At 75.0% G+C, this 19,302-nt stretch carries 19 protein-coding genes and 1 pseudogene; 11 read left to right on the forward strand and 9 right to left on the reverse strand.

Annotated features, from left to right (window positions below):
* Positions 1-25: 25 nt before the first annotated feature.
* Positions 26-604: a dihydrofolate reductase family protein gene (locus tag BLV02_RS31875; RefSeq protein ID WP_069112064.1), complete on the forward strand. Its 579-nt coding sequence runs from the start codon at positions 26-28 to the stop codon at positions 602-604.
* On the opposite strand, the gene BLV02_RS31880 is transcribed toward BLV02_RS31875, so the two are convergent.
* Together BLV02_RS31880 and BLV02_RS31885 are read right to left on the reverse strand one after the other, a co-directional pair.
* Positions 594-1,295 (reverse strand): helix-turn-helix domain-containing protein, encoded by a 702-nt coding sequence (locus tag BLV02_RS31880; protein WP_069112063.1) that lies wholly within the window; start codon positions 1,293-1,295, stop codon positions 594-596. The genes BLV02_RS31875 and BLV02_RS31880 overlap by 11 nt on opposite strands.
* 21 nt (positions 1,296-1,316) lie before the next feature.
* Positions 1,317-1,832, reverse strand: coding sequence for an anthrone oxygenase family protein (locus tag BLV02_RS31885; RefSeq protein ID WP_069112062.1), 516 nt, complete (start codon positions 1,830-1,832; stop codon positions 1,317-1,319).
* A 181-nt stretch (positions 1,833-2,013) separates the two neighbouring features.
* On the opposite strand from BLV02_RS31885, the gene BLV02_RS31890 reads away from it, so the two are divergent.
* Both BLV02_RS31890 and BLV02_RS31895 read left to right on the forward strand, forming a co-directional pair.
* Positions 2,014-4,470, forward strand: coding sequence for a lamin tail domain-containing protein (locus BLV02_RS31890; RefSeq protein WP_069112061.1), 2,457 nt, complete (start codon positions 2,014-2,016; stop codon positions 4,468-4,470).
* 155 nt (positions 4,471-4,625) lie between these two features.
* Complete coding sequence (locus tag BLV02_RS31895) at positions 4,626-5,903, forward strand: metal-dependent hydrolase family protein (protein WP_069112307.1); 1,278 nt, start codon at positions 4,626-4,628, stop codon at positions 5,901-5,903.
* Here BLV02_RS31895 and BLV02_RS31900 read toward each other — a convergent pair.
* Genes BLV02_RS31900 through BLV02_RS31915 form a run of 4 tightly spaced genes read right to left on the reverse strand, consistent with a single transcriptional unit; the run spans position 5,872 to position 9,066 of the window.
* Positions 5,872-6,624 (reverse strand): SRPBCC domain-containing protein, encoded by a 753-nt coding sequence (locus tag BLV02_RS31900; RefSeq protein ID WP_069112060.1) that lies wholly within the window; start codon positions 6,622-6,624, stop codon positions 5,872-5,874. The two genes, BLV02_RS31895 and BLV02_RS31900, sit on opposite strands and share 32 nt — an antisense overlap.
* Positions 6,621-6,950 carry an ArsR/SmtB family transcription factor gene (locus tag BLV02_RS31905; RefSeq protein WP_069112059.1) on the reverse strand — a complete coding sequence of 110 codons (330 nt, stop codon included), beginning with the start codon at positions 6,948-6,950 and terminating at the stop codon, positions 6,621-6,623. Before BLV02_RS31905 ends, BLV02_RS31900 begins: the two co-directional genes overlap by 4 nt.
* A 26-nt stretch (positions 6,951-6,976) precedes the next feature.
* Positions 6,977-8,482: a mycofactocin dehydrogenase MftG gene (gene mftG, locus BLV02_RS31910; protein WP_069112058.1), complete on the reverse strand. Its 1,506-nt coding sequence runs from the start codon at positions 8,480-8,482 to the stop codon at positions 6,977-6,979.
* Positions 8,479-9,066 carry a TetR/AcrR family transcriptional regulator gene (locus BLV02_RS31915; RefSeq protein WP_216094274.1) on the reverse strand — a complete coding sequence of 196 codons (588 nt, stop codon included), beginning with the start codon at positions 9,064-9,066 and terminating at the stop codon, positions 8,479-8,481. Before BLV02_RS31915 ends, mftG begins: the two co-directional genes overlap by 4 nt.
* A 68-nt stretch (positions 9,067-9,134) precedes the next feature.
* Here BLV02_RS31915 and BLV02_RS31920 point away from each other — a divergent pair, with 68 nt between their 5' ends.
* The 8 genes and pseudogenes from BLV02_RS31920 to BLV02_RS37885 all read left to right on the forward strand — a co-directional run.
* Positions 9,135-10,076: an ATP-binding cassette domain-containing protein gene (locus BLV02_RS31920; protein ID WP_069112056.1), complete on the forward strand. Its 942-nt coding sequence runs from the start codon at positions 9,135-9,137 to the stop codon at positions 10,074-10,076.
* Entirely contained in the window at positions 10,073-10,894 is an 822-nt protein-coding gene (locus BLV02_RS31925) for an ABC transporter permease (RefSeq protein ID WP_069112055.1), read from the forward strand. Before BLV02_RS31920 ends, BLV02_RS31925 begins: the two co-directional genes overlap by 4 nt.
* Before the next feature lie 21 nt (positions 10,895-10,915).
* The gene (locus tag BLV02_RS31930) at positions 10,916-13,645 is read left to right on the forward strand and encodes an AAA family ATPase (protein ID WP_216094273.1); all 2,730 of its coding nucleotides are present in this window, start codon (positions 10,916-10,918) and stop codon (positions 13,643-13,645) included.
* 47 nt (positions 13,646-13,692) lie between these two features.
* Complete coding sequence (locus tag BLV02_RS31935) at positions 13,693-13,953, forward strand: hypothetical protein (RefSeq protein WP_069112054.1); 261 nt, start codon at positions 13,693-13,695, stop codon at positions 13,951-13,953.
* 11 nt (positions 13,954-13,964) lie between these two features.
* Complete coding sequence (locus BLV02_RS31940) at positions 13,965-14,468, forward strand: DUF3558 family protein (RefSeq protein WP_171906761.1); 504 nt, start codon at positions 13,965-13,967, stop codon at positions 14,466-14,468.
* Positions 14,469-14,494: 26 nt separating this feature from the next.
* Positions 14,495-14,989 carry a hypothetical protein gene (locus tag BLV02_RS31945; RefSeq protein WP_069112052.1) on the forward strand — a complete coding sequence of 165 codons (495 nt, stop codon included), beginning with the start codon at positions 14,495-14,497 and terminating at the stop codon, positions 14,987-14,989.
* Between the two features lie 2 nt (positions 14,990-14,991).
* Positions 14,992-16,485 (forward strand): hypothetical protein, encoded by a 1,494-nt coding sequence (locus BLV02_RS31950; RefSeq protein WP_069112051.1) that lies wholly within the window; start codon positions 14,992-14,994, stop codon positions 16,483-16,485.
* Positions 16,486-16,700: 215 nt separating this feature from the next.
* A pseudogene (locus BLV02_RS37885) lies at positions 16,701-16,801 on the forward strand (integrase core domain-containing protein); the annotation flags it as partial.
* Positions 16,802-16,814: 13 nt separating this feature from the next.
* Here BLV02_RS37885 and BLV02_RS31960 read toward each other — a convergent pair.
* The 3 genes from BLV02_RS31960 to BLV02_RS31970 all read right to left on the reverse strand — a co-directional run bounded on the left by BLV02_RS31960 (position 16,815) and on the right by BLV02_RS31970 (position 19,297).
* Positions 16,815-17,162 carry a VOC family protein gene (locus BLV02_RS31960; RefSeq protein WP_069112050.1) on the reverse strand — a complete coding sequence of 116 codons (348 nt, stop codon included), beginning with the start codon at positions 17,160-17,162 and terminating at the stop codon, positions 16,815-16,817.
* 63 nt (positions 17,163-17,225) lie between these two features.
* Positions 17,226-18,479, reverse strand: coding sequence for a sugar ABC transporter permease (locus BLV02_RS31965; protein WP_069112049.1), 1,254 nt, complete (start codon positions 18,477-18,479; stop codon positions 17,226-17,228).
* A complete protein-coding gene (locus BLV02_RS31970; RefSeq protein WP_069112305.1) occupies positions 18,476-19,297 on the reverse strand; it encodes an ATP-binding cassette domain-containing protein in 822 nt (273 codons plus the stop codon). Before BLV02_RS31970 ends, BLV02_RS31965 begins: the two co-directional genes overlap by 4 nt.
* Positions 19,298-19,302 lie beyond the last annotated feature (5 nt).

Below are 19,302 nucleotides of genomic sequence, written 5' to 3' on the forward strand. Positions count from 1 at the left end.
GTTCGTCCGAGTACGAGGAGACATCATGCGTGACCTGGTCTACACCGGCTTCATGTCGCTCGACGGCGTCGTGGACTCGCCCGGCGGCGGGCCGGGGGAGAAGCACCGCAGCGCCGGCTGGGTGGTCAAGGACCTCGACTTCGTCCCCGAGGCGTGGACGCTCAAGGGCGAGGAGCTCGCCGAGACGTCGGCGCTGATGTTCGGCCGCAACAGCTACGAGTCGTTCGCCACGACGTGGCCGGCGTCGGAGGACCACGCCGACTACAAGGAGCTGCCCAAGTACGTGGTGTCGACGACGCTGCCCGACGACGCCCTTGTCGACGGCTGGGGGGCGCAGACGATCCTGCGCTCGACGGAGGACGTCGCGGCGCTGAAGCAGGGCGACGGCGGCAAGATCTTCATCCACGGCAGCGCGGAGCTGGCCCGGCGGCTGGCCGACGCGGACCTGATCGACCAGTACAACCTGCTGGTCTTCCCGGTGTTGCTGGGCGCCGGCGCGAGTGTGTTCAGCCGCGAGGACCGCGCCAAGCAGATGCTGTCGCTGCGCGAGTTCGACACCTACTCGAACGGGATCATGAAGCTGGTCTACGACGTCAGGCGCTGACCACGTCGAGGGCGATGGCCCCGCCGCCGCCCGCGCGCAGCTGCCCGGCGGTGCGCCCGACGTACGCGCGCAGCGCCCGGGCCAGGTGCGGCTCGTCGAAGTAGTCGAGCTTCGCGACGACGTCGGCGGCGGGCTCGCCCCGCGCCAGCAGCTCGGCCGCCGTCCGGGCCCGCTCGATCTGCCGGACGGCGCCCCGGGTGAGCCCGGTGGCCGCGCGGAACCGGCGTTCGACGGTGCGCTCGGAGACCGCGGGGTCGCCGCCGCGTAGCACCTCGGCGACCACCGGGTCGCGGACGACGATGCCGGCCCGGACCAGCTGCTCGACCAGCGCCTCGGCGTCGTCCGGGCCCGGCGTCTCCCAGCGGGCGCCGTCGAGCCGGAACGTCCGGGACGTGGTGTCGGGCAGCAGGATGCCGCCGTCGACGAGGTCGGCCGTGGGCACGGCCCGCAGTGAGGTGCCCACGGCGAACTCGATGCCGACGAAGGCCGCGCCCGTCGGCACCGGCGCGGTGCTGGTGCGGGTCTCGGGGCCGCTGACGCCCGCGTGGGCGCGGCCGTCCTGCTGCCAGAACAGCAGCCCCCAGCGCACGCCCGCGACGGAGGTCATCTGCGCGACCTGCCCGCTGGTGCACGTCCACACGGTGTCGACCCACGGCGAGCCGGACCCGCGGTTCTCGAACCGCAACTCCACGGGCGAAGAATACGCCGCTGGTCAGCGCGCCGCTCGCAGCGTGAGAGCGCGCGTGACGGCGCCGACAGCCGCGACCGACACCAGGCTGCGCACGAGGTTGGCCGCCACCCAGGCGTCCTCCACCCGGTCGCGGACATCGGCGAGGCCGGTGGCGCTGCCGAGGCCGGCGTCGTCGACCTCCTGGTTCAGGGGGATGTTCACGACCGCCGTCACGGCCACGACCACGACGTAGAGCGCGAGTGTCACCAGCGCCCAGCGCAGGGCCGCGCGGTCTCCACTCCCCCAGAGCAGGACCGGGGCGAGCACCACCAGGACCAGTGCCACCGTGTAGCTGAGCGGGAACACCGGGTTGTCGTTGTACCGCTGCAGGGTCGTCACGAAGGTGAGGTCGTCGGCGCCGGCCAGGTTCGGCATGACGGCGACGGCGAAGGTGACGTTCAGTCCGGTGACCAGCACCAGCGCCAGCAGCGTCGCGCCGAGGACGATGGTGTCCCGGCGGGCGCTGGTACGGGTGCGGTCCTGCGTGATCTCGCTCATGACACCACAGTGCGCCGCACGGCTCGGCGTCACAATGCTTAACGGTCGCGGTTTCATGCTCGATCGTCCAGCGACCCCGAGTTCGCCCGTCGTTCATCCGTTCTTCCCGATGCGGTCAGATCGTCCCTCTTTGCTGTCCCGGGGCGGCCGGGGGGCCGCCGTAGCGACGAGGGGGAGCACCATGAGCGCGCGCAAGGCGCAGCGGGCGGCCGTCGCCGTCCTGGCCGTGGCGGGGCTGGTCCCGCTGGGAGCGGCCGGCGTCCCGGCGGCGGCGGGCCCGCAGGCCCCGGCCGTCGTCGTCAACGAGGTCTCGCAGCGGGTCAACCCGGACTGGGTGGAGCTGCACAACCCGGGCGACGCGACGGCCGACCTGTCCGGCTGGAGACTGCAGGACGACCAGGACCGCGGCCCGGAGGACTACGTGTTCCCGGCCGGCACCGTCATCCCGGCCGGGTGGTACCTGGTCGTCGACGCGGCCGACGACGGCACCACCGGGTTCGGGTTCGGGCTGGGCGCCGCGGACACCGTCCGGCTGTCCGACGCGGGCGGCAGCCTGGTCGACAGCCTCAGCTGGACCGAGCACGCCGCCACGACATACGGCCGCTGCCCGGACGGTAGCGGCGAGGTCCGCCAGACGGCGGCGCCGACCCGCGGCGAGGCCAACGACTGCACGTCGCCGCTGCGGGTCAACGAGGTCGCGGCCGGGTTCGTCGAGCTGGTCAACCCGAGCGGCGCCGGCGTCGAGCTGGGCGGCCACGTCGTGCGCGCGGCCGGCGCCGAGGACGGCCACGCGCTGCCGGACGGAGTCCTGGCGCCCGGCGGGCTGCTGCTGATCGAGGCGGACGCGCTCGGCTTCGCGCCGGGCGAGGCGTCCGGCGTCGAACTGGTCGACGGCGCCGGCGCGGTCGCCGACTCGCACGGCTGGGAGATCGTGCCGGAGCCGAGCACCGGCCGCTGCCCGGACGGCGTCGGCGCCTTCACGGTGACGGCGGCGGCGACGCCCGGCGAGCCGAACGACTGCGTGCCGGTGGCCGGCCAGGACGCCGTGAAGGTGAACGAGGTGGAGTCCAGCGACGGCGTGCCCGGCGACTGGATCGAGCTGGTCAACACCGGCGCCGAGCCGGTCGACCTGTCCGGCTGGCTGGTCCGCGACAACGACGACACCCGGTTCTCCACCATCGCGGCCGGGACGGTGATCGCGCCCGGCGGCTTCTACGTGCACGAGGAGGCCGCGCTCGGCTTCGGCCTCGGCAGCGGCGACATGGCCCGCGTCTACACGCCGAACGGCACGCTCGTCGACGCCTACGCGTGGGACGAGCACGCGGCCTCGACGTACGGCCGCTGCCCCGACGGCACCGGCGAGTTCCGCACCACCACGTCGCCGACGAAGGGCGCGCCGAACCACTGCGACGGCGACCCGGAGCCCGACCCGGAGCCGGAGCCGGGCGACCCGTGGCCCGGCGGCCCGGACGTGACCGTCGCCGACCGGGCCGATGACTTCGACGGCGACCTCAGCGGCCTCGACCACCAGGACGGCGTCCTGTGGGCGGTCGACAACGGCCGCGGGCGGCTGCACCGGCTGGAGTGGGACGGCGCCGTCTGGCGCGACGGCGCCGCGGGCGGCTGGGCGACCGGCAAGCCGCTGCGCTACCCGGGCGGCGTCGGCACGCCCGACAGCGAGGGCGTGACGGTGACCGGCGACGGCTCCGTCGTCGTCGGGACCGAGCGCGACAACGACGACGACGGCGTGAGCCTGCTGAGCCTGCTCCGCTACGACGTCACCGGCGCCGAGCCCGAGCTGACCGCGTCGACGGAGTGGGACCTCACCTCCGAGCTGCCGCCGACCGGCCCGAACGCCGGCATCGAGGCGGTCGAGTGGGTGCCTGACGACGTGCTGACCGGCCTCGGCTTCGCCGACGCGTCGACCGGCGCGCCGTACGACCCGGACGGCTACGCCGGGCACGGCGGCGGCGTGTACTTCGTCGGCGTCGAGGGCACCGGGCTGGTCTACGCGTACCTGCTGCTCGACGACGGCGACGTGCACCAGCTCGCGGAGCTGGACCCGGGGCTGGGCGCCGTCATGGCGCTGGACTTCGACCTCGCCACCAGCACCCTCTGGGCGGTCTGCGACGACGGCTGCGACGGCACGTCGGCCCTGCTCGAGGTGGGCGACGACGGCGCGTTCGCGGTGACCGGGCGGGTCGCGCGGCCGGCCGGGATGGCGAACCTCAACACCGAGGGCTTCGCGATCGCGCCGGTCGAGGAGTGCGTGGACGGGTTGCGGCCGGTCTACTGGTCCGACGACAACGACACCGACGGCCACTCGCTGCGGGCCGGCACGCTGGCCTGCCCGGAGCCGGAACAGCCGGGCGAGCCCGGTGACGAGGACGGCGGCGCGGACGAGGACGGCGCGGGCGAGGGCGGCTCGGACAACGAGGGCGGCTCGGGCGACGACGCCGGCGCCGAAGCGGGCGGTGGCGTGGGCGACGACACCGGCGACGACACCGGCGGTCTCGGCGGCGAGGCGCTGCCGGACACCGGAACCCCTGCCGCGACGCTGCTCGCGGCCGCGATGCTGCTCGCGCTGGCCGGGCTCGGGCTGCTGCGGGCCCGGCGAGGAGGGCACGGCGTGAGCTGACCCGGCCGGGCCGCCGTCGTCCCCGGGGCGGCGGCCCGGACCGGTTCGGCACGGGTCCGGACCGCGGTCCGCAGCGGCGGTCCGGGCCGAACCGCCACCGCCGGCGCCTGGACCGGCCTAGAGTGGCACCGCCGGGCGACACGCAGGGGGAGACCATGGCCGAGCCGCACGCGCTGCTCATCACCGACGTCGTCGTGTTCGACAGCGCGGCCGGGCGGCTCACCGCGCCGATGGACGTCACGGTGCGCGACGGCGTCATCGCCCGGGTCGCGCCCGCGGGCGGCGATCGCGACGACGTCCCGGCCATCGACGGGAGCGGGCGCACGCTGCTGCCCGGCCTCATCGACGCGCACTGGCACGCGGCGTTCGCCACCATCCCGATGCAGGCCGCGCTGACCGCCGACCTCGGCTACCTGTACGCCCACGCCGTCGGCGCCGCCCACCGGACCCTGATGCGCGGGTTCACGACGGTGCGCGACGTCGGCGGGCCGTCGTTCGGTCTCAGGCGCGCCATCGACGAAGGGGTCGCCTCCGGGCCGCGCATCCTCCCGTCGGGCGCGTTCATCTCGCAGACCGCCGGGCACGGCGACTTCCGGCTGCCCTACGAGGTGCCGCGCGGTGTGGCCGGCCATCTCAGCCACGGCGAGCTCATGGGCGCGGGGGCGATCGCCGACGGTGTACCCGAGGTGCTGCGCGCGGTGCGCGAGCAGCTGCGCAACGGCGCGACCCAGATCAAGCTCATGGCCGGCGGCGGCGTCACGTCCAGCTACGACCCCATCGACGTGGCCCAGTACACCGCGGCGGAGTTGCGCGCCGCGGTCGATGCGGCGGGCGACTGGGGCACCTACGTCACCGTGCACGCGTACACCCCCAAGGCCGTGCGCACCGCCGTCGAGGCCGGCGTGGCCTGCATCGAGCACGGGCAGCTGCTCGACGAGCCCACCGTCGCGCTCATGGCCGAGCGCGGCACCTGGTGGTGCCTGCAGCCGTTCCTCGACGACGCCGACCTCAACCAGGTGGGCCCGCCGAACCAGGCCAAGCTGGAGAGCGTCGTCGCCGGCACCGACACCGCCTTCGCCCTGGCGATCGAGCACGGCGTCAAGGTCGCCTTCGGCACCGACGTCCTGTTCGATCCGCGCCTCGCCGAGCGTCAGGGCGCGATGCTGGCCAAGCTGACGCGCTGGTACTCGCCCGCCGAGGTCCTGCAGCTGGCCACCATCCGCAACGCCGAGCTGCTGGCGCTGTCGGGGGAGCGCTACCCGTACGCCGGGCCGCTCGGCGTCGTCGCCGAAGGGGCGCTCGCCGACCTCGTGCTGGTCGACGGCGACCCGGTGGCCGACATCTCGCTGGTCGGCCGCCCCGACACCGCGTTCGTCGCGATCGTCAAGGACGGCCGGGTCGTCAAGGGTGCACAGCTGGTCCGCTCAACGTGACGCGCCACGGCCGGACGGTGACGGTGAAGAGGCCGTCGCGGACGCTGAGGTCGTCCTCGGTGGCGAGACGGACGATCTCGGCCAGCCGGCCGGCGCCGGGCAGCCGCAGCACCGTGAGGCCCTCGCCGGCGGCGTCGCCGAGCGGCCCGGCCGCGACCAGCTGGCCGGCCGCACGCCGGCGGCCGAGGAACGCGACGTGCTCGGCGAAGCGCGGATCGTCGAAGACCGAGCCCGCGACGTCGTCGGCGGCCCGGTGCAGCAGCAGCGCCCACGTCGTGCCGCCGCCGGCGCGAGCGGCCTCCTCGGCGTAGCGGCCGAGCACCGTCGGCCAGCCGTGGTCGTACTCGGCGCGGGCGGCGGCCGGGTCGGCGTAGGACTCCCAGCCGCTGTGCCGCAGCGTCACCAGCGTGCCGCCCTCGACCGCGGCGAAGCCGACCTCGACCAGGCCCGCGACGTCCGCCGGCCGGCCCGGGTGCCAGCTGAACGCGATCTCGCCGGGCGGCTCCCACCGGGTGACGGTGCCCCAGACCGCCTCTTCGCCGGTGTCGGACCGCTCGACGATGACGCCGTCCACGAAGGCGACGGAGCCGGCGCGCTCGCCGTGGACGCTCAGCTCGGCCAGCGGCCACCAGCGCCCGATGCCGCTGGTGAACACGTCGAACGCGACGTCGGGCGTGGCGGCGACCACGATCTCGCGGCGCAGTGGCGGGACGGAACTCACGGATCCTCCTGGGCTTCGGTGACGCGGGCGACCTCCGCCGCGTACGCGTCGAGCGCGACGTCCCACGTGTGGACCAGCCACTGCTGCACGGCCGCCAGGCCGCCGGGCGCCAGCGCGTAGAGATTCCTGGTGCCGACGCTGCGGTGCTCGATCAGCCCGGCGCCGCTGAGCACCCGCAGGTGCTTGCTCACGGCGGGCCGGCCGACCGGCAGTCGCTCGGCCAGCTTGCCGACGGGCGTCGGGCCGTCGCGCAGCAGTTCGAGGATGCGCCGCCGCACGGGCTCGCCGAGGGCGTCGAACGCGGCATCCGCTGGTTGGTTACTCATGGGCAACGGTTACTCTACAGCAACCATTACCGTTCCGTCTCGATCAGGGCCGCCAGCCGCTCCCCGGCCATGACGGCGGTGGCGGCCGGCCCGCTGGTCGTGACGGCCGGGAAGATCGACGTGTCGGCGACGCGCAGGCCGGTGACGCCGTGGACGCGGCCGTGCTCGTCGACGACGCCGTCGGGGCCCATCGCGCAGCCGCCGCTCAGGTGCACCGCCGTCCAGACGTGGCCGAGCAGCCACCGATCCAGCGCCGCGTCGTCGCCCAGCACGTCGTCGGGCGGGCCGCCGCGCGCCGCCACCAGCGGCCGGAACGCCGGCGCCGTCAGCAGCCGCACCGCCACCCGGACGCCCTCGCGCAGCCGGGCGCGGTCGTCGGGCGTGGCCAGGTAGCCGTGGTCGAGTCGCGGCGGCACGGCCGGGTCCGCCGAGGCCAGGTCGACCGTCCCGCGGCTGGTCTCCTGCTGCAGCGCGACCCGCAGCGAGTGGTCGTCGCCGGCGCCGGGAACGACGCTGCCCAGTGGCCGGGTCCAGCACAGGATCTCGAGGTCACCCGCGTACGGCGACCCGGTCGCGGTGAACGCCAGCCGGCCCTGCAGCGGCAGCGCGTCCGACGGCGGCAGCGGCGCGGCGCGGTAGCCGACGGTGATCTCCGGGTGGTCGGAGGTGCCGCGGCCGACGCCCGGCGCGTCGGCCACCACCGGCACGCCCAGCGCCGTCAACGCCGCGGCCGGTCCGACGCCGGACACCATGAGCAGCTGCGGCGACAGCACCGCGCCGGCCGACAGGATCACCTCGCCGGCCCGCATCCGCGCCGGCCGGCCACCGAGCGTGACGTCCACCCCCGTCGCCCGGGTCCCGTCGAACCGCACCCGCCGCACCACCGCGTCACCCAGCACCGTGAGGTTCGGCCGCCCGGCGGCCGGCGCGAGGTACGTCAGCGCCGTGCTCTGCCGCACCCCGCCGGCGACGGCGAGCGGGACTGGGCCGTGACCGGGCGGTCCGCCGTCGTTCTGGTCGGGCTGCGCCGGGAACCCGAGCTCGTCGCAGGCCGCGTAGAACGCCGAGGTCAGCGGGTGCGGCACCGGGTCGCGCCGCACCGGGACCGGCCCGCCCCGCCCGTGCCCCGGCCGGTCGCCGTAGTCGTGGTCGTCCTCGAGGGCGGCGAAGAACGGCCGCACCCGCTCCCACGACCACGCCGGGTTCCCCAGCGCCGCCCACCGGTCGAAGTCGGCCGGCGCGCCGCGGACGAAGTAGCCACCGTTCACCGTCGTCGACCCGCCGAGGACGCGGCCGCGCGGGACCACCGCCGTCCTCGACGACGTCAGACGCGCTGGGAACGCCCACGCCGCCGGGTGCCCGGGCGCCGCGGCCGGCATGGTGGCCGCGTCGAGCAGCTCCGCGGGCACGGTGGCAGGACCGGCCTCGAGCAGTAGCACCCGCCGGGACGGGTTCTCGCTGAGGCGCGCCGCCAGCACCGCGCCGGTCGCACCCGCGCCGGCCACCACGACGTCGTACGACGGCTCGTTCACACCGCGGCGATCGCCTCGACGGCGTGGTCGACGGCGGCCAGGATGCGCGCCGTCGCGTGCTCGGGGTCGGGCTGCCCGCCGTCGAGCCAGGCCATGATCGACTCGATGAGCAGCGCCGTCGCGGTCCGCGCGGCCCAGTCCGCCCACGCGCGGTCGGTGGCGCCGTCCTCCACGTACGGCCGCACGTGCGCGGCCATCGACGTCTTCAGGTCGGCGATGCCGTCGCTGAACTCGGGCTCGACGGCGGCGTAGCGGAACAGCACGCGGAAGCCGTCGGGGTCGGAGCGGGCCCAGTCGATGACCCGCGTGACGCTGTCGTCGTCCATCTCGCCGTCGACGACGGCCGCGGCGTACAGGTGCTCGGCGGCGCGGTCGATGACGGCGGCGTAGAGCTCGTTTTTCGACTCGAAGTGCCGGTAGACGATCATCCGGGTGACCCCGGCCGCGGCCGCGACGTCGTCGAGGCCGGTGTGCGCGAACCCGCCGGCCTGCGCGAACGCCGAGGTGGCGGCGGCGAGGATCTGCTCGCGCCGCTCGGCGCGGCCGAGCCTGCGCGCTGGTGCGCGGCTGGTGGTGGCGTCCATCACGGCCATTCTCCCGTACGCTAAGTATATTCTGAAGTATATACTCCAGAGTCTACTAAGGAGGAGCGATGGAACCAGCGGTGGTCGCCGAGGGGCTGACCAAGAATTTCGGGAGCACCCGTGCGCTCGACGGGTTCGACCTGACGGTGCCCGCGGGAACGGTCTGCGGGCTGCTCGGACCCAACGGCGCCGGCAAGTCCACGGCCGTGCGCATCCTGTCCACGCTGCTGCGCCCCGACGGCGGCCGGGTGTGGGTGGCCGGGTTCGACGTCGTCCGCGACCCGGTCGAGGTGCGCTACCGCATCGGGCTGGTCGGCCAGCAGCCGGCCGTCGACGAGATGCTGACCGGGCGCGAGAACCTGGAGATGTTCGCCCGGCTCTACCGGCTCGGCCCGGCGCGGGCGCGGCGCCGGGCGGCGGAGCTGCTCGAGACGTTCGATCTCGGCGACGCCGCCGACCGCCGGCCCAAGGGCTACTCCGGCGGCATGCGGCGCCGGCTCGACCTCGCGATCAGCTTCGTCATGGCGCCGCCGGTGCTGTTCCTGGACGAGCCGACCACCGGCATGGACCCCGGCCACCGCCTCGAGCTGTGGCACGGCGTCCGCGCTCTGGTCGCGCAGGGCACGACGGTGCTGCTCACCACCCACTACCTCGACGAGGCCGACCAGCTGGCCGACGAGATCACCGTCATCGACCACGGCCGCGTGATCACCCGCGGCACGCCGGACGAGCTGAAGTCGCGGCTGCGCGGCGACCGCATCGACGTGCTGGTCGGCGACGGCGCCGACGTCGCCGCGGTGGGCCGGGTGCTGGCCGGGGTCACCGGCGCCGCGCCCGAGCTCGACCAGCAGGCCGGACGGGTCAGCGTCGCGGCGCCGGACCGGGTCGCGGCGCTGGCCCGGGTGGCCCGCGCGCTGGACGACGAGGGCGTCGCCGTCCGCGACATCGCCCTGCGCCGGCCCACGCTCGACGAGGTGTTCGTCCAGTTCACGAAGGAGGATGCGGCATGAGCACGGTCACCGTCCCACGGACCCGTCCGGAGCGGCTGCGGGTCGCGCTCTCCGACGCCCTGACGATGACCCGGCGCAACCTGCGCTACTGGTGGCGCTCGCCGGAGGAGTTCGTGGGCGCGCTGGCGTTCCCGCTGATCTCGGTGTTGCTGTTCGGCTACGTGTTCGGCAGCGCGATGGTGGTGCCCGGCGGCGCGGACTACAAGGAGTACCTGCTGCCCGGGCTGTTCGGCATGACCATGGTGTTCGGGCTGGTCAACACCGTCGCGGCGGTGGTGACGGACCGCGCGCGCGGCGTCACCGACCGGTTCCTGACGATGCCGGTCGCGACGTCGTCGATCCTGGCCGGGCGCGCCAGCGCCGACGTCGTCCGGGCGATGGCCGACCTCGTGGTGCTGATCGGCTGCGGCTACCTCGTCGGCTGGCGCTGGCACGAGGGGACGGCGGCCGCGCTGGCCGCCGTCGGGCTGCTCCTGCTGCTGCGCTTCGCGCTGATCTGGGTCGGCATCTACGTGGGCCTCGTGCTCCGTTCGCCCGACGCCGCGTCGGTGCTGTACCCGCTGGTGCTGCCGTTCGCGATGGTCGCGAACACGTTCGTACCGCCGTCGCTGATGCCGGGCTGGCTGGGCGCCGTCGCCGAGGCGAACCCGATGTCGGCGACGGTCGCGGCGACGCGCGAGCTGTTCGGCAACCCGGCGGTGCCGGGCGGGTCCTGGATGACGGAGCACGCGCTGGCGCTGGCGATCGCCTGGCCGCTGCTGCTGCTCGTCGTGTTCGCGCCGCTGGCGGTCCGGCAGTACCGCCGGGCCCGGCATTGACGGCTCTGCGATCATGGTCCGGTGACCGCGGTGGGGGAGGTCGTCGGGCGCGACGACGAGCTCGGTCGTGCTCGGACCGCACTGGCGGCGGGCGCATCCGTGCTGCTGGAGGGGCCGGCCGGCATCGGCAAGACGGCGTTGTGGCGTGCGCTGGTGGCCCGGCTGCGCGCCGGCGGCGCCCTGGTGCTGGCGGCGGCGCCGACGGAGACCGAGGCGGCGCTGCCGCTGGCCGGGCTGGCCGACCTGCTCGGCCCGCTGGCCGACGCGGTGCCCGACCTCCCCGGACCGCAGCGGCGCGCCGCCGAGGCCGTCCTGCTCGAGCGCCCGCCGGACGACGCGATGGACGAACGGGCGCTGGGCGCCGCCGTGCGGACCCTGCTCGACGGCGCCGCCGCCGGGGGCACACCGGTCGTCGTGGCGGTCGACGACGCGCCGTGGCTGGACCCGCCCAGCGCCCGGGCGCTGCGGTTCGCGCTGCGCCGGGTGCCGGGCGTGCCGACGCTGGCCAGCCAGCGCACGACCGGCCCGGCGGCGGCGCCGCTCGGCCTGGACGACGCCCGGCTGACCCGCATCGAGGTGACGCCGCTCGGCGTCGGCGCGCTGCACCGGCTGCTGCGCGAACGGCTGGGCACCACGTTGAGCCGGCCGCTGCTCACCCGGGTCGCGCGCGAGGCCGGCGGCGTCCCGCTGCTGGCGATCGAGCTGGCCCGGGCGGCGCACCGGCTGCCGCACCCGCCGCGGCCGAGCGAGGAACTGCCGGTGGTGGCGTCGATGCGCGAGCTGCTGTCGGGGTCGCTGGCCGCGCTGCCCGCATCGGGCCGCGACGCGCTGCGGCTGGCCGCGCTGCTCGCGACGCCCCGGCCGGGCGACCTCGCGGCGGCCGGCGTGGGACCGGCCGACCTCGACCCGGCGGAGGAGGCCGGGCTGGTCACCGTCGCCGAGACCGCGGTCGCGTTCGCCCACCCGCTCTACGCGTCGGTCGTGCGGGCCGAGACACCGCCGGGCGTGCGCCGCCGGCTGCACGGCGTGCTGGCCGGCGTCGTCGCCGATCCGGACGAGCGGGCCCGGCACCTGGCCCGGTGCACCGTCGAGGCGGACGAGGCGGTCGCCGCGGAGCTGGCCGAGGCGGCCGCGCGGCTGCGCCGTCGCGGCGCGCCCGAACTGGCCGCGGAGCTGTGCGACCGCGCGGCCGAGCTGACGCCGTCCACGGCGGGGGAGGCCGGCCCGCGACGCCGGCTGACGGCACTGCGCTGCCGGTTCGACGCCGGCGCCTACGAGGCCACCCGCGCCGGCGCGCTGGCGCTGGCCGAGGCGACGACGGGCGAGCTGCGGGCCGAGGCGCTGCTGCTGTGCGCCGCCGTGGCCTGGAACGTCGAGGACGCCGGTGCGCCGGCCACGGCCGCCGCCCGCGACGCCCTGGCCGCGGTGCCGCCCGGTTCGGCCGCCGCCGGTCGCGTGCACGCGCACCTCAGCATGTTCCACGACTCGCCGGCCGACGCGATCCCGCACGCCGAGGCGGCGTGCGCGCTGCTGACCGGCGCCACCGGCGACGACCGCGCCCTGCTGTCCGCGTCGCTGCTGCAGCTGTTCTTCCAGGAGGTCCGCTCCGGCCGGCCGGCCCGCACCGAGCTGCTCGACGAGGCGCTGGCGCTGGAGGACGACGGCCCGTCCTGGCTGTCCGGCACCATCCCGGCGATCTGGTGGAAGTCCGTCGACGACCACGGCCGCGCCCGCGACCGCCTCACGACGATGCTGCACCGCGCCCAGGCGGTCGGCGACGAGCCGGGGCAGCACGAGGCGACCATGCACCTCGCCGAGGCGGAGCTGTCCGCCGGCCGGTTCGAGGCGGCGGCCGCGCACATCGGCGCCGCCCGTGAGCTGGGCGAACAGCTGGGCACCGGGCTGGTCGGCGAGGCCTGGCTGGCCGCGACCCTCGACGCGCACCGGGGCCGGCTGGCCGAGGCCGCGGCGGCGGCCGAGACGGGCCTGCGGCAGGCCGGCGACGACACCTGGGCGCGGCGCATCCACCTCGGGCTGGCCGCGTTCACCGCCCTGTGCGACGGCCGGTCCTCCGACGCCGTCGCGCACTACCGCGACCTGTCCGTGCTGCTGCGCGACACCGGGCTGGTCGAGCCGCTGGCGCAGCGGCTGGAGCCGGACTGGATCGAGGCCTGCGTGGCGGCCGGCGACCTCGACGGCGCCGGCGAGGTGCTGGAGCGGCTGTCCGCACGGCACGCCCGGCTGCCGCGGCCGTGGACCCGGCTCGGCCTGGCCCGCAGCACCGTCCTGCTGCGCGGCGCGTCCGGCGACGACGTCGGCTCGGCGCTGGACGGCCTGGCCGCGGCCCGCGCCGAGGTGGCGCCCGGCACGGTCCCGCTGGACCGCGCCCGCTGCCTGCTGGTCGCCGGCGTCGCGCTGCGCCGGGCGAAGCGCCGCCGCGACGCCCGGCTCGCGCTGACCGAGGCGGCGGCCGAGTTCGCCGCGCTCGGCGCCGCCGCGTTCGAGCGGCGGGCCCGCGACGAGCTGGCCCGTGTCGGTGGGCGGCCGGCCGCGCCGCTGGCGCTCACGCCCACCGAGGAGCGGGTCGCCCGGCTGGCCGCCACGGGCCGCACCAACCGGCTGATCGCCGACGAGCTGTTCGTCAGCCCGAAGACGGTCGAGGCCAACCTCGCCCGCGTCTACCGCAAGCTGGGCATCGCCAGCCGGGCCGAGCTGGGCGCCGCCATGACCCGCCGCGACGTCGAAGGATAGGGAAACACCCGATTCCCGCGCGGCCCGCGCTGCCTACCGTCAGTGCTGTGAACAGGCGGTTGTTCGCCCTGGAGCAGTACGCCGGCCCCGGCGACGCGGCCGGGCCGGTGCCGGCGCTGCCGGACGAGGTCCGGGTGCTGCTGGCGGTCCGGCTGCCCGCCGACGAGGTCGTGCTGGCACTGGTCGAGGGTCCGGACGAGCCCGCCGTCGTGGCCGCGGCGGCCGCCGCCGGCTGGCGGGTGGACCGCATCGGCCCGGCCGCGTGGCATCCGGTCGCCGACGACAGCGCGGGAGGACGAGGGACATGAGGAACCGGCCGATGGCTGCCACCGCCCTGGCGCTGGCGCTGCTCGCGGGCTGCGGCGGCGACGACGAGCCGGTCGCGGACTCGATCTTCACCGACCCGCCCACCGCGCCGCCGCCGGCCCCCGCCGAGACCACCGCGCCGCCCGCGCCGCAGACGGTCGACGCGTGCGCGCTGCTCACCCAGGCCGAGGCCGAGGCCCTGGCCGCCACCCCGCTGGACCCGCCGCTGGCCGGTGAAGCGTCCTGCACGTGGACCGGGCCGGTCACCGGGCCGACCGCGCAGGTCGAGGTGTACGCGGGTGACGGCGCCCTGAAGATCCTCGACATCGACCGCCAGCTCGGCCACGTCTTCACCGCGCTGCCCGGCATCGGCGACGAGGCGCATCTCGAGGACGGCATGGTGTTCGTCCTCGTCGACGGCACCTGGATCGGCGTCCGCCTGGTCCGGCTCGACGACCCGGCGCTGTTCGCCGGGCCGCTGGAAGACGCCGCCCGCATCGTCGCGGACCGGCTCTGACCCCTGACACCCGAGGAGACCTCCCGATGCGACCCACCGCCCGCCTGCTGCTCGGCCTCGCGCTCGTCGGCGCCCTCACGGCCTGCGGCGGCTCCGACGACGACGCGCCGGTGAACGACGACGGCGGCGGCGACGCCGACCTCGCCGCGCTCGGCAACGACGAGGTGCCGGACTGCCCGTTCACCGCCGAGCAGGTCTCGGACCTCGTCGGCACGCCGCTGCGCGAGGACGGCTCCTGCTACTTCATCGACGGGGTGGCGATCGTCCAGGCGACCATGTCGTCCCAGCTGGCCGGGGCCACGACGTACGACTACTCGCGCGGGCAGGCCGACGAGCGCTTCGACCGCGTCGCCGACCTCGACCGCGGCGACATGGGCTACCTCGGCGTCGGCGACGTCGAGGGCGAGGCCGTGCTGATCCAGGGGTCGGGCAGCTACACGATCAACGTCAGCAGCCTCGGCGGCGGCGCGGACGGCCTGGAGGCCGCGCTGACGGCGCTGCTGGACGCGATCCCGTCCTGACGATGGGCCGCGGGGTGGTGGCGGGGCTGCTGGCGCTGGCCCTGACGGCGACGGCGTGCGGCGGCTCCGGCCCGCGCGAGGACGCCGTCGCGGAGGTGAACGGGCAGCCGCTGACCGAGGCCGAGCTGCGCTACGGCCAGGCGCCGGTCCCGGACGACGCGGTCACCTACCAGCCGGATGTCGTCCTGTTGCCGGACGGCGCCGACGCCGTCGTCTCCGTCACCGCCGACGGCGTGACCTGGACCATCGACGGCGACGCCGAGGGCGCCGACCGGCTGGAGCCCGGCGCCGTACTGTTCGCCACGGCACGCGGCGTCGGCCGCGTCGTCGACGTCCAGCCGGCCGGTGACGACCTCGCCGTCACGCTGGCGCCGGTCGAGCTGACCGAGGTGATCCGCGACGGCACCTTCACCGGCGACACCCCGGTCGACCTGGGCGCGGCCGTCGCGTACGCCGGCGAGGGCGGGCTCTGGGCCGAGGACGCACCCGGCGGCGCCGTGCTGGAGCCGGCGCCGGAGCAGACGGCGGCGCAGGCGTCGTTCGTCCGCACCCAATCCGGCGCCGCGCCGCCGCGGGTGGAGCAGCCGCGCCCGGTGATCGGGGCGCCCAGACCGGTCACGACCCGCGGCTTCCGCGTCACCCCGATGTGCTGCCACGGCGGCGTCGGCGCGCACCTCACCTACGACGACGGCGGCATCCGCTTCGCCGGCACGGTCACGCTGGTCATGGACAAGCCGTCGGCGCGGTTCCACCTGGACATCTCCGGTGGGCGGATCCGTGTCGCCGAGCTGGCCGTCTACGGCGCCGGCGGCGTGCGGCTGGACCTGAACGCGGCCAGCGCCGTCGGCACCGAGCGGCAGCTGGACAAGACCTTCCCGATCCCGATCGACTTCAGCGTCCCGGTCGGGCACGTCCTCGGGCTGCCGTTCACGCTGACCGCGCGGCAGGAGATCCAGATCACCACCGCGTTCAGCGCCAGGAACGGCAACATCAGCGCCCGCGGCGAGTACGTCATCGGCGGCGAGCTGGGGTTCGGCTACCGCAACGGCTCGTGGGGCGTGCACCTGCCGTCGGCGCCGGCGATGCGCAGCAGCCTGCTCGACTCCATCGACGGCGTCAACGTCGGGGTGCAGGGGATCGTGCTGGCGTTCAAGACCACGTTCACCATCGGGATCGGCGCGTTCGGCTTCATGACCGGCCTCAACACCGGCCTCGTGGTGTCGGCCGGCGTGACCGTCGGCTCCGACCTCGCCGACTTCGCGCCGCTCAAACCGGTCGAGGGGACGAAGCTCAAGTGCCGCGGCGCCACGCTCGCCGTCGACGCCACCTACAGCGTCGGCTACACCGTGCCCGCGTTCGTGGCGTCGGTGCTCAACCTCTTCATGAAACCGCTGGGAGTGCGGCCGATCCAGCGCTCCGGCGGCATCCCGTCGCCGCCGGGCCGGGCGCACCTCACCGACGTCAGCCAGACCGAGCCGACCGGCTGCAAGGGCTAGGAGGTGTCACGGTGGCCCGCCGGACCCATTGACGCCTGTCCGGGCGGGGTGACGCCAGCGCCAACGGTTGGCGTCCTCGTCACCTGCGCCGCGCCGTCCCTCGCGCCGATCTAGTCGTACCCGGCCCACGAGAGCCGGCGGCGAGGTCGAGCAGGGTGTCCTTTACCTGGGCAGCCCGAGTGACCTACCGCCAGATCTTCGCCACGGATGACGAACGCACCGCCGCACTGCACCCTGGCTCGAGCACTACAACACTCGACGACGCCACAGCGCACTCGGGGGACGCCCGCCGATCAGCCGGCTGCCACCAACCTCCTGGCCGGGTACACCTAGTCGGACAGCGGCGCGCCGCCGTAGCCGATCTCGTTGCCGTCGGGGTCGTGGTAGGTGAACTTGCGTACGCCGTTGCCGTACGTCTCGCGCACCGCCGGCTCGATGCCGCGCGCCGCGATGCCGTCGGCCAGCGCGTCGAGATCGTCGACGAAGACGGTGACGTGGGTGTGGCCGGCGTGCTCGGGCGCCTGGTGCACCGCGACGTAGCGGTGCTCGGCCAGCTCCCACACCACCTCGGTGTCGTGGGCGCGGAACGCGAACGGTGCGCCGAACAGCCGCTCGTACCAGTCGGTCGCCGCCGCGAAGTCCGTCACGGGCATGACGGGGAAGAGGTCCAGAGCCATGCCCGATCGTAGTCATCCGGCCGCCCGGCGGCGCGTGCGCACGCGCCGCCGGACGGCCCGGAGTCAACCTCGTCCGCTGCTGGCGCGGGCCCGCCGGGCGATCGCGTCGATGGACACCGCGAGCAGCAGGACCGCTCCGGTGACGATGTAGCGGACCGACGAGTCGACGCCGATGCGGTTGAGGCCGCTGGTGATCGCCGTCAGCACCAGCACGCCGAGCAGCGCGGAGTAGGCCGACCCGCGCCCGCCGAACAGGCTGGTGCCGCCGATGACCGCCGCCGCGATGGCCGTCAGGTTGACGTCGTTGCTGCCGCTGGCCTGCGACACCGACGTCAGCCGGGCGAGGAACATCAGGCCGCCGGTCGCGGCCAGCGTGCCGGTCAGCGAGAACGCCGAGATGTAGATCCAGTTGACGTTGATGCCGGACCGGCGAGCCGCCTCGACGTTGCCGCCGACGGCGTACAGGTGCCGGCCCCACGTCGACTTGCGCAGCACGAGGTCCATCAGCACGACCAGCCCGATGAAGAACACCACGGCGTAGCCCCAGCCGCGGTCGATGTTCAGGTAGTACGTCAGGAAGCCCAGCCCGCCGAGCAGGATCGCCGACTTCACCAGCACCAGCGTCAGCGACTGCGCCGGCAGCCCGGCGGCCGTCCGCCGCCGGATCCCGATGATGCTGACCAGCGCGTACAGCGCCACGATCGCCAGCACGACGACGTAGGAGACGGCCGGGCTGAGGAAGTCCTCGCGGGCGAACTGCGCCAGCGGCGACGTCCGCGGCAGGTTGATGGTGCCCTGGTCGCCGAGCACGACGTACTGCACGCCGACGAAGCCGAGCAGCCCGGCCAGCGTGATGACGAAGCTCGGCACGCCGATCTTGGTGAAGATCAGCCCGTACGCGATGCCGATGGCGGCACCCGTGCCGGCGCCGGCCAGGATGCCGAGCACGAGCGGCTGGTCCTGGTTGACCACCAGCACCGCCGTGATCGACGCCGCAAGGCCGCTGATCGAGCCGACCGACAGGTCGATCTCGCCGAGCAGCAGCACCAGCACGATGCCGACCGCGATGATGCCGTAGGGCACCGCGTTCAGCGTGATGTTCACCAGGTTGCTCGACGACAGGTACGTGACGTCCTGCAGGTAGAAGACCAGGCCGATCACGAACAGCCCGATCACCACCGGCAGCAGCCCGAGATCGCCGTCGCGGATCCGCCGCCGGAACGCGTCGGCGGCGCCGCGCAGCCCGGTGTCCTGGGCCAGCCGCTCGTCGATCAGGTCGGACCGGGCCGCGGTCTCGTCGGCCTGTGTCCTGCTCATTCCGGCCCCCCTGGCGCCTCACGGCGGGCGTTGCGTTCGGCGACGACGTTGTCCGACGCGCCGGTGATGGCGGCGACGAGCTGCTCGGTCGTGACGTCGACGGCGCGGAACTCGGCCTCGTTGCGGCCCAGCCGCAGCACCACGATGCGGTCGGCGACGGCCTGCACGTCGGCCATGTTGTGGCTGATCAGGACCACGCCGAGGCGCTGCTCGCGCAGCCGCTCGACGAGGTTGAGCACCTCAGCCGTCTGCGCGACGCCCAGCGCGGCGGTCGGCTCGTCCAGCATGACGACCTTCGGCTGGCCCACCAGGCTGCGGGCGATCGCGACGGTCTGCCGCTGGCCGCCGGAAAGGCTGGCCACCGGGATGCGCACGGTCGGGATCTTCGCGCCCAGCTCGCGCAGCAGCCGCCAGGACTCCTTCTCCATGGCGACCTCGTCCATCCACGCCTTCGTCCCCAGTTCGCTGCCGAGGAACAGGTTCGCGACGACGTCGAGGTTGTCGCAGAGCGCGAGGTCCTGGAAGACCGTCGCGATGCCCAGCGACTGCGCGGCGCTCGGGCTGTGGATGTGCACCTGGCGGCCCTCGACCCGCATCGCGCCGGAGTCGGCCTGGTACACGCCGGACATGATCTTGACGAGGGTCGACTTGCCAGCGCCGTTGTCGCCGACCAGGGCGACCACCTCGCCGGCGCGGACCTGGAAGTCGACCCCGGCCAGCGCCTGCACGGCGCCGAAGTGCTTGCCGATCCCGGTGAGCTCCAGGACCGGCCCGGTCGTGGCGGCGGACGCACCGCTCTCGTGTGTGGCGACGCTCATCGGCA

The organism is Jiangella alba, from assembly GCF_900106035.1.
Classification (GTDB): domain Bacteria; phylum Actinomycetota; class Actinomycetes; order Jiangellales; family Jiangellaceae; genus Jiangella; species Jiangella alba.

Bases quoted from the DNA above. Each gene is read 5' to 3' on its own strand.
- BLV02_RS31875 (WP_069112064.1), top strand. From the start codon at position 26: ATGCGTGACCTGGTCTACACCGGCTTCATGTCGCTCGACGGCGTCGTG.
- BLV02_RS31885 (WP_069112062.1), bottom strand. From the start codon at position 1,832: ATGAGCGAGATCACGCAGGACCGCACCCGTACCAGCGCCCGCCGGGAC.
- BLV02_RS31890 (WP_069112061.1), top strand. From the start codon at position 2,014: ATGAGCGCGCGCAAGGCGCAGCGGGCGGCCGTCGCCGTCCTGGCCGTG.
- BLV02_RS31895 (WP_069112307.1), top strand. From the start codon at position 4,626: ATGGCCGAGCCGCACGCGCTGCTCATCACCGACGTCGTCGTGTTCGAC.
- BLV02_RS31905 (WP_069112059.1), bottom strand. From the start codon at position 6,950: ATGAGTAACCAACCAGCGGATGCCGCGTTCGACGCCCTCGGCGAGCCC.
- BLV02_RS31915 (WP_216094274.1), bottom strand. From the start codon at position 9,066: ATGGACGCCACCACCAGCCGCGCACCAGCGCGCAGGCTCGGCCGCGCC.
- BLV02_RS31920 (WP_069112056.1), top strand. From the start codon at position 9,135: ATGGAACCAGCGGTGGTCGCCGAGGGGCTGACCAAGAATTTCGGGAGC.
- BLV02_RS31925 (WP_069112055.1), top strand. From the start codon at position 10,073: ATGAGCACGGTCACCGTCCCACGGACCCGTCCGGAGCGGCTGCGGGTC.
- BLV02_RS31940 (WP_171906761.1), top strand. From the start codon at position 13,965: ATGGCTGCCACCGCCCTGGCGCTGGCGCTGCTCGCGGGCTGCGGCGGC.
- BLV02_RS31945 (WP_069112052.1), top strand. From the start codon at position 14,495: ATGCGACCCACCGCCCGCCTGCTGCTCGGCCTCGCGCTCGTCGGCGCC.
- BLV02_RS31950 (WP_069112051.1), top strand. From the start codon at position 14,992: ATGGGCCGCGGGGTGGTGGCGGGGCTGCTGGCGCTGGCCCTGACGGCG.
- BLV02_RS31960 (WP_069112050.1), bottom strand. From the start codon at position 17,162: ATGGCTCTGGACCTCTTCCCCGTCATGCCCGTGACGGACTTCGCGGCG.
- BLV02_RS31965 (WP_069112049.1), bottom strand. From the start codon at position 18,479: ATGAGCAGGACACAGGCCGACGAGACCGCGGCCCGGTCCGACCTGATC.
- BLV02_RS31970 (WP_069112305.1), bottom strand. From the start codon at position 19,297: ATGAGCGTCGCCACACACGAGAGCGGTGCGTCCGCCGCCACGACCGGG.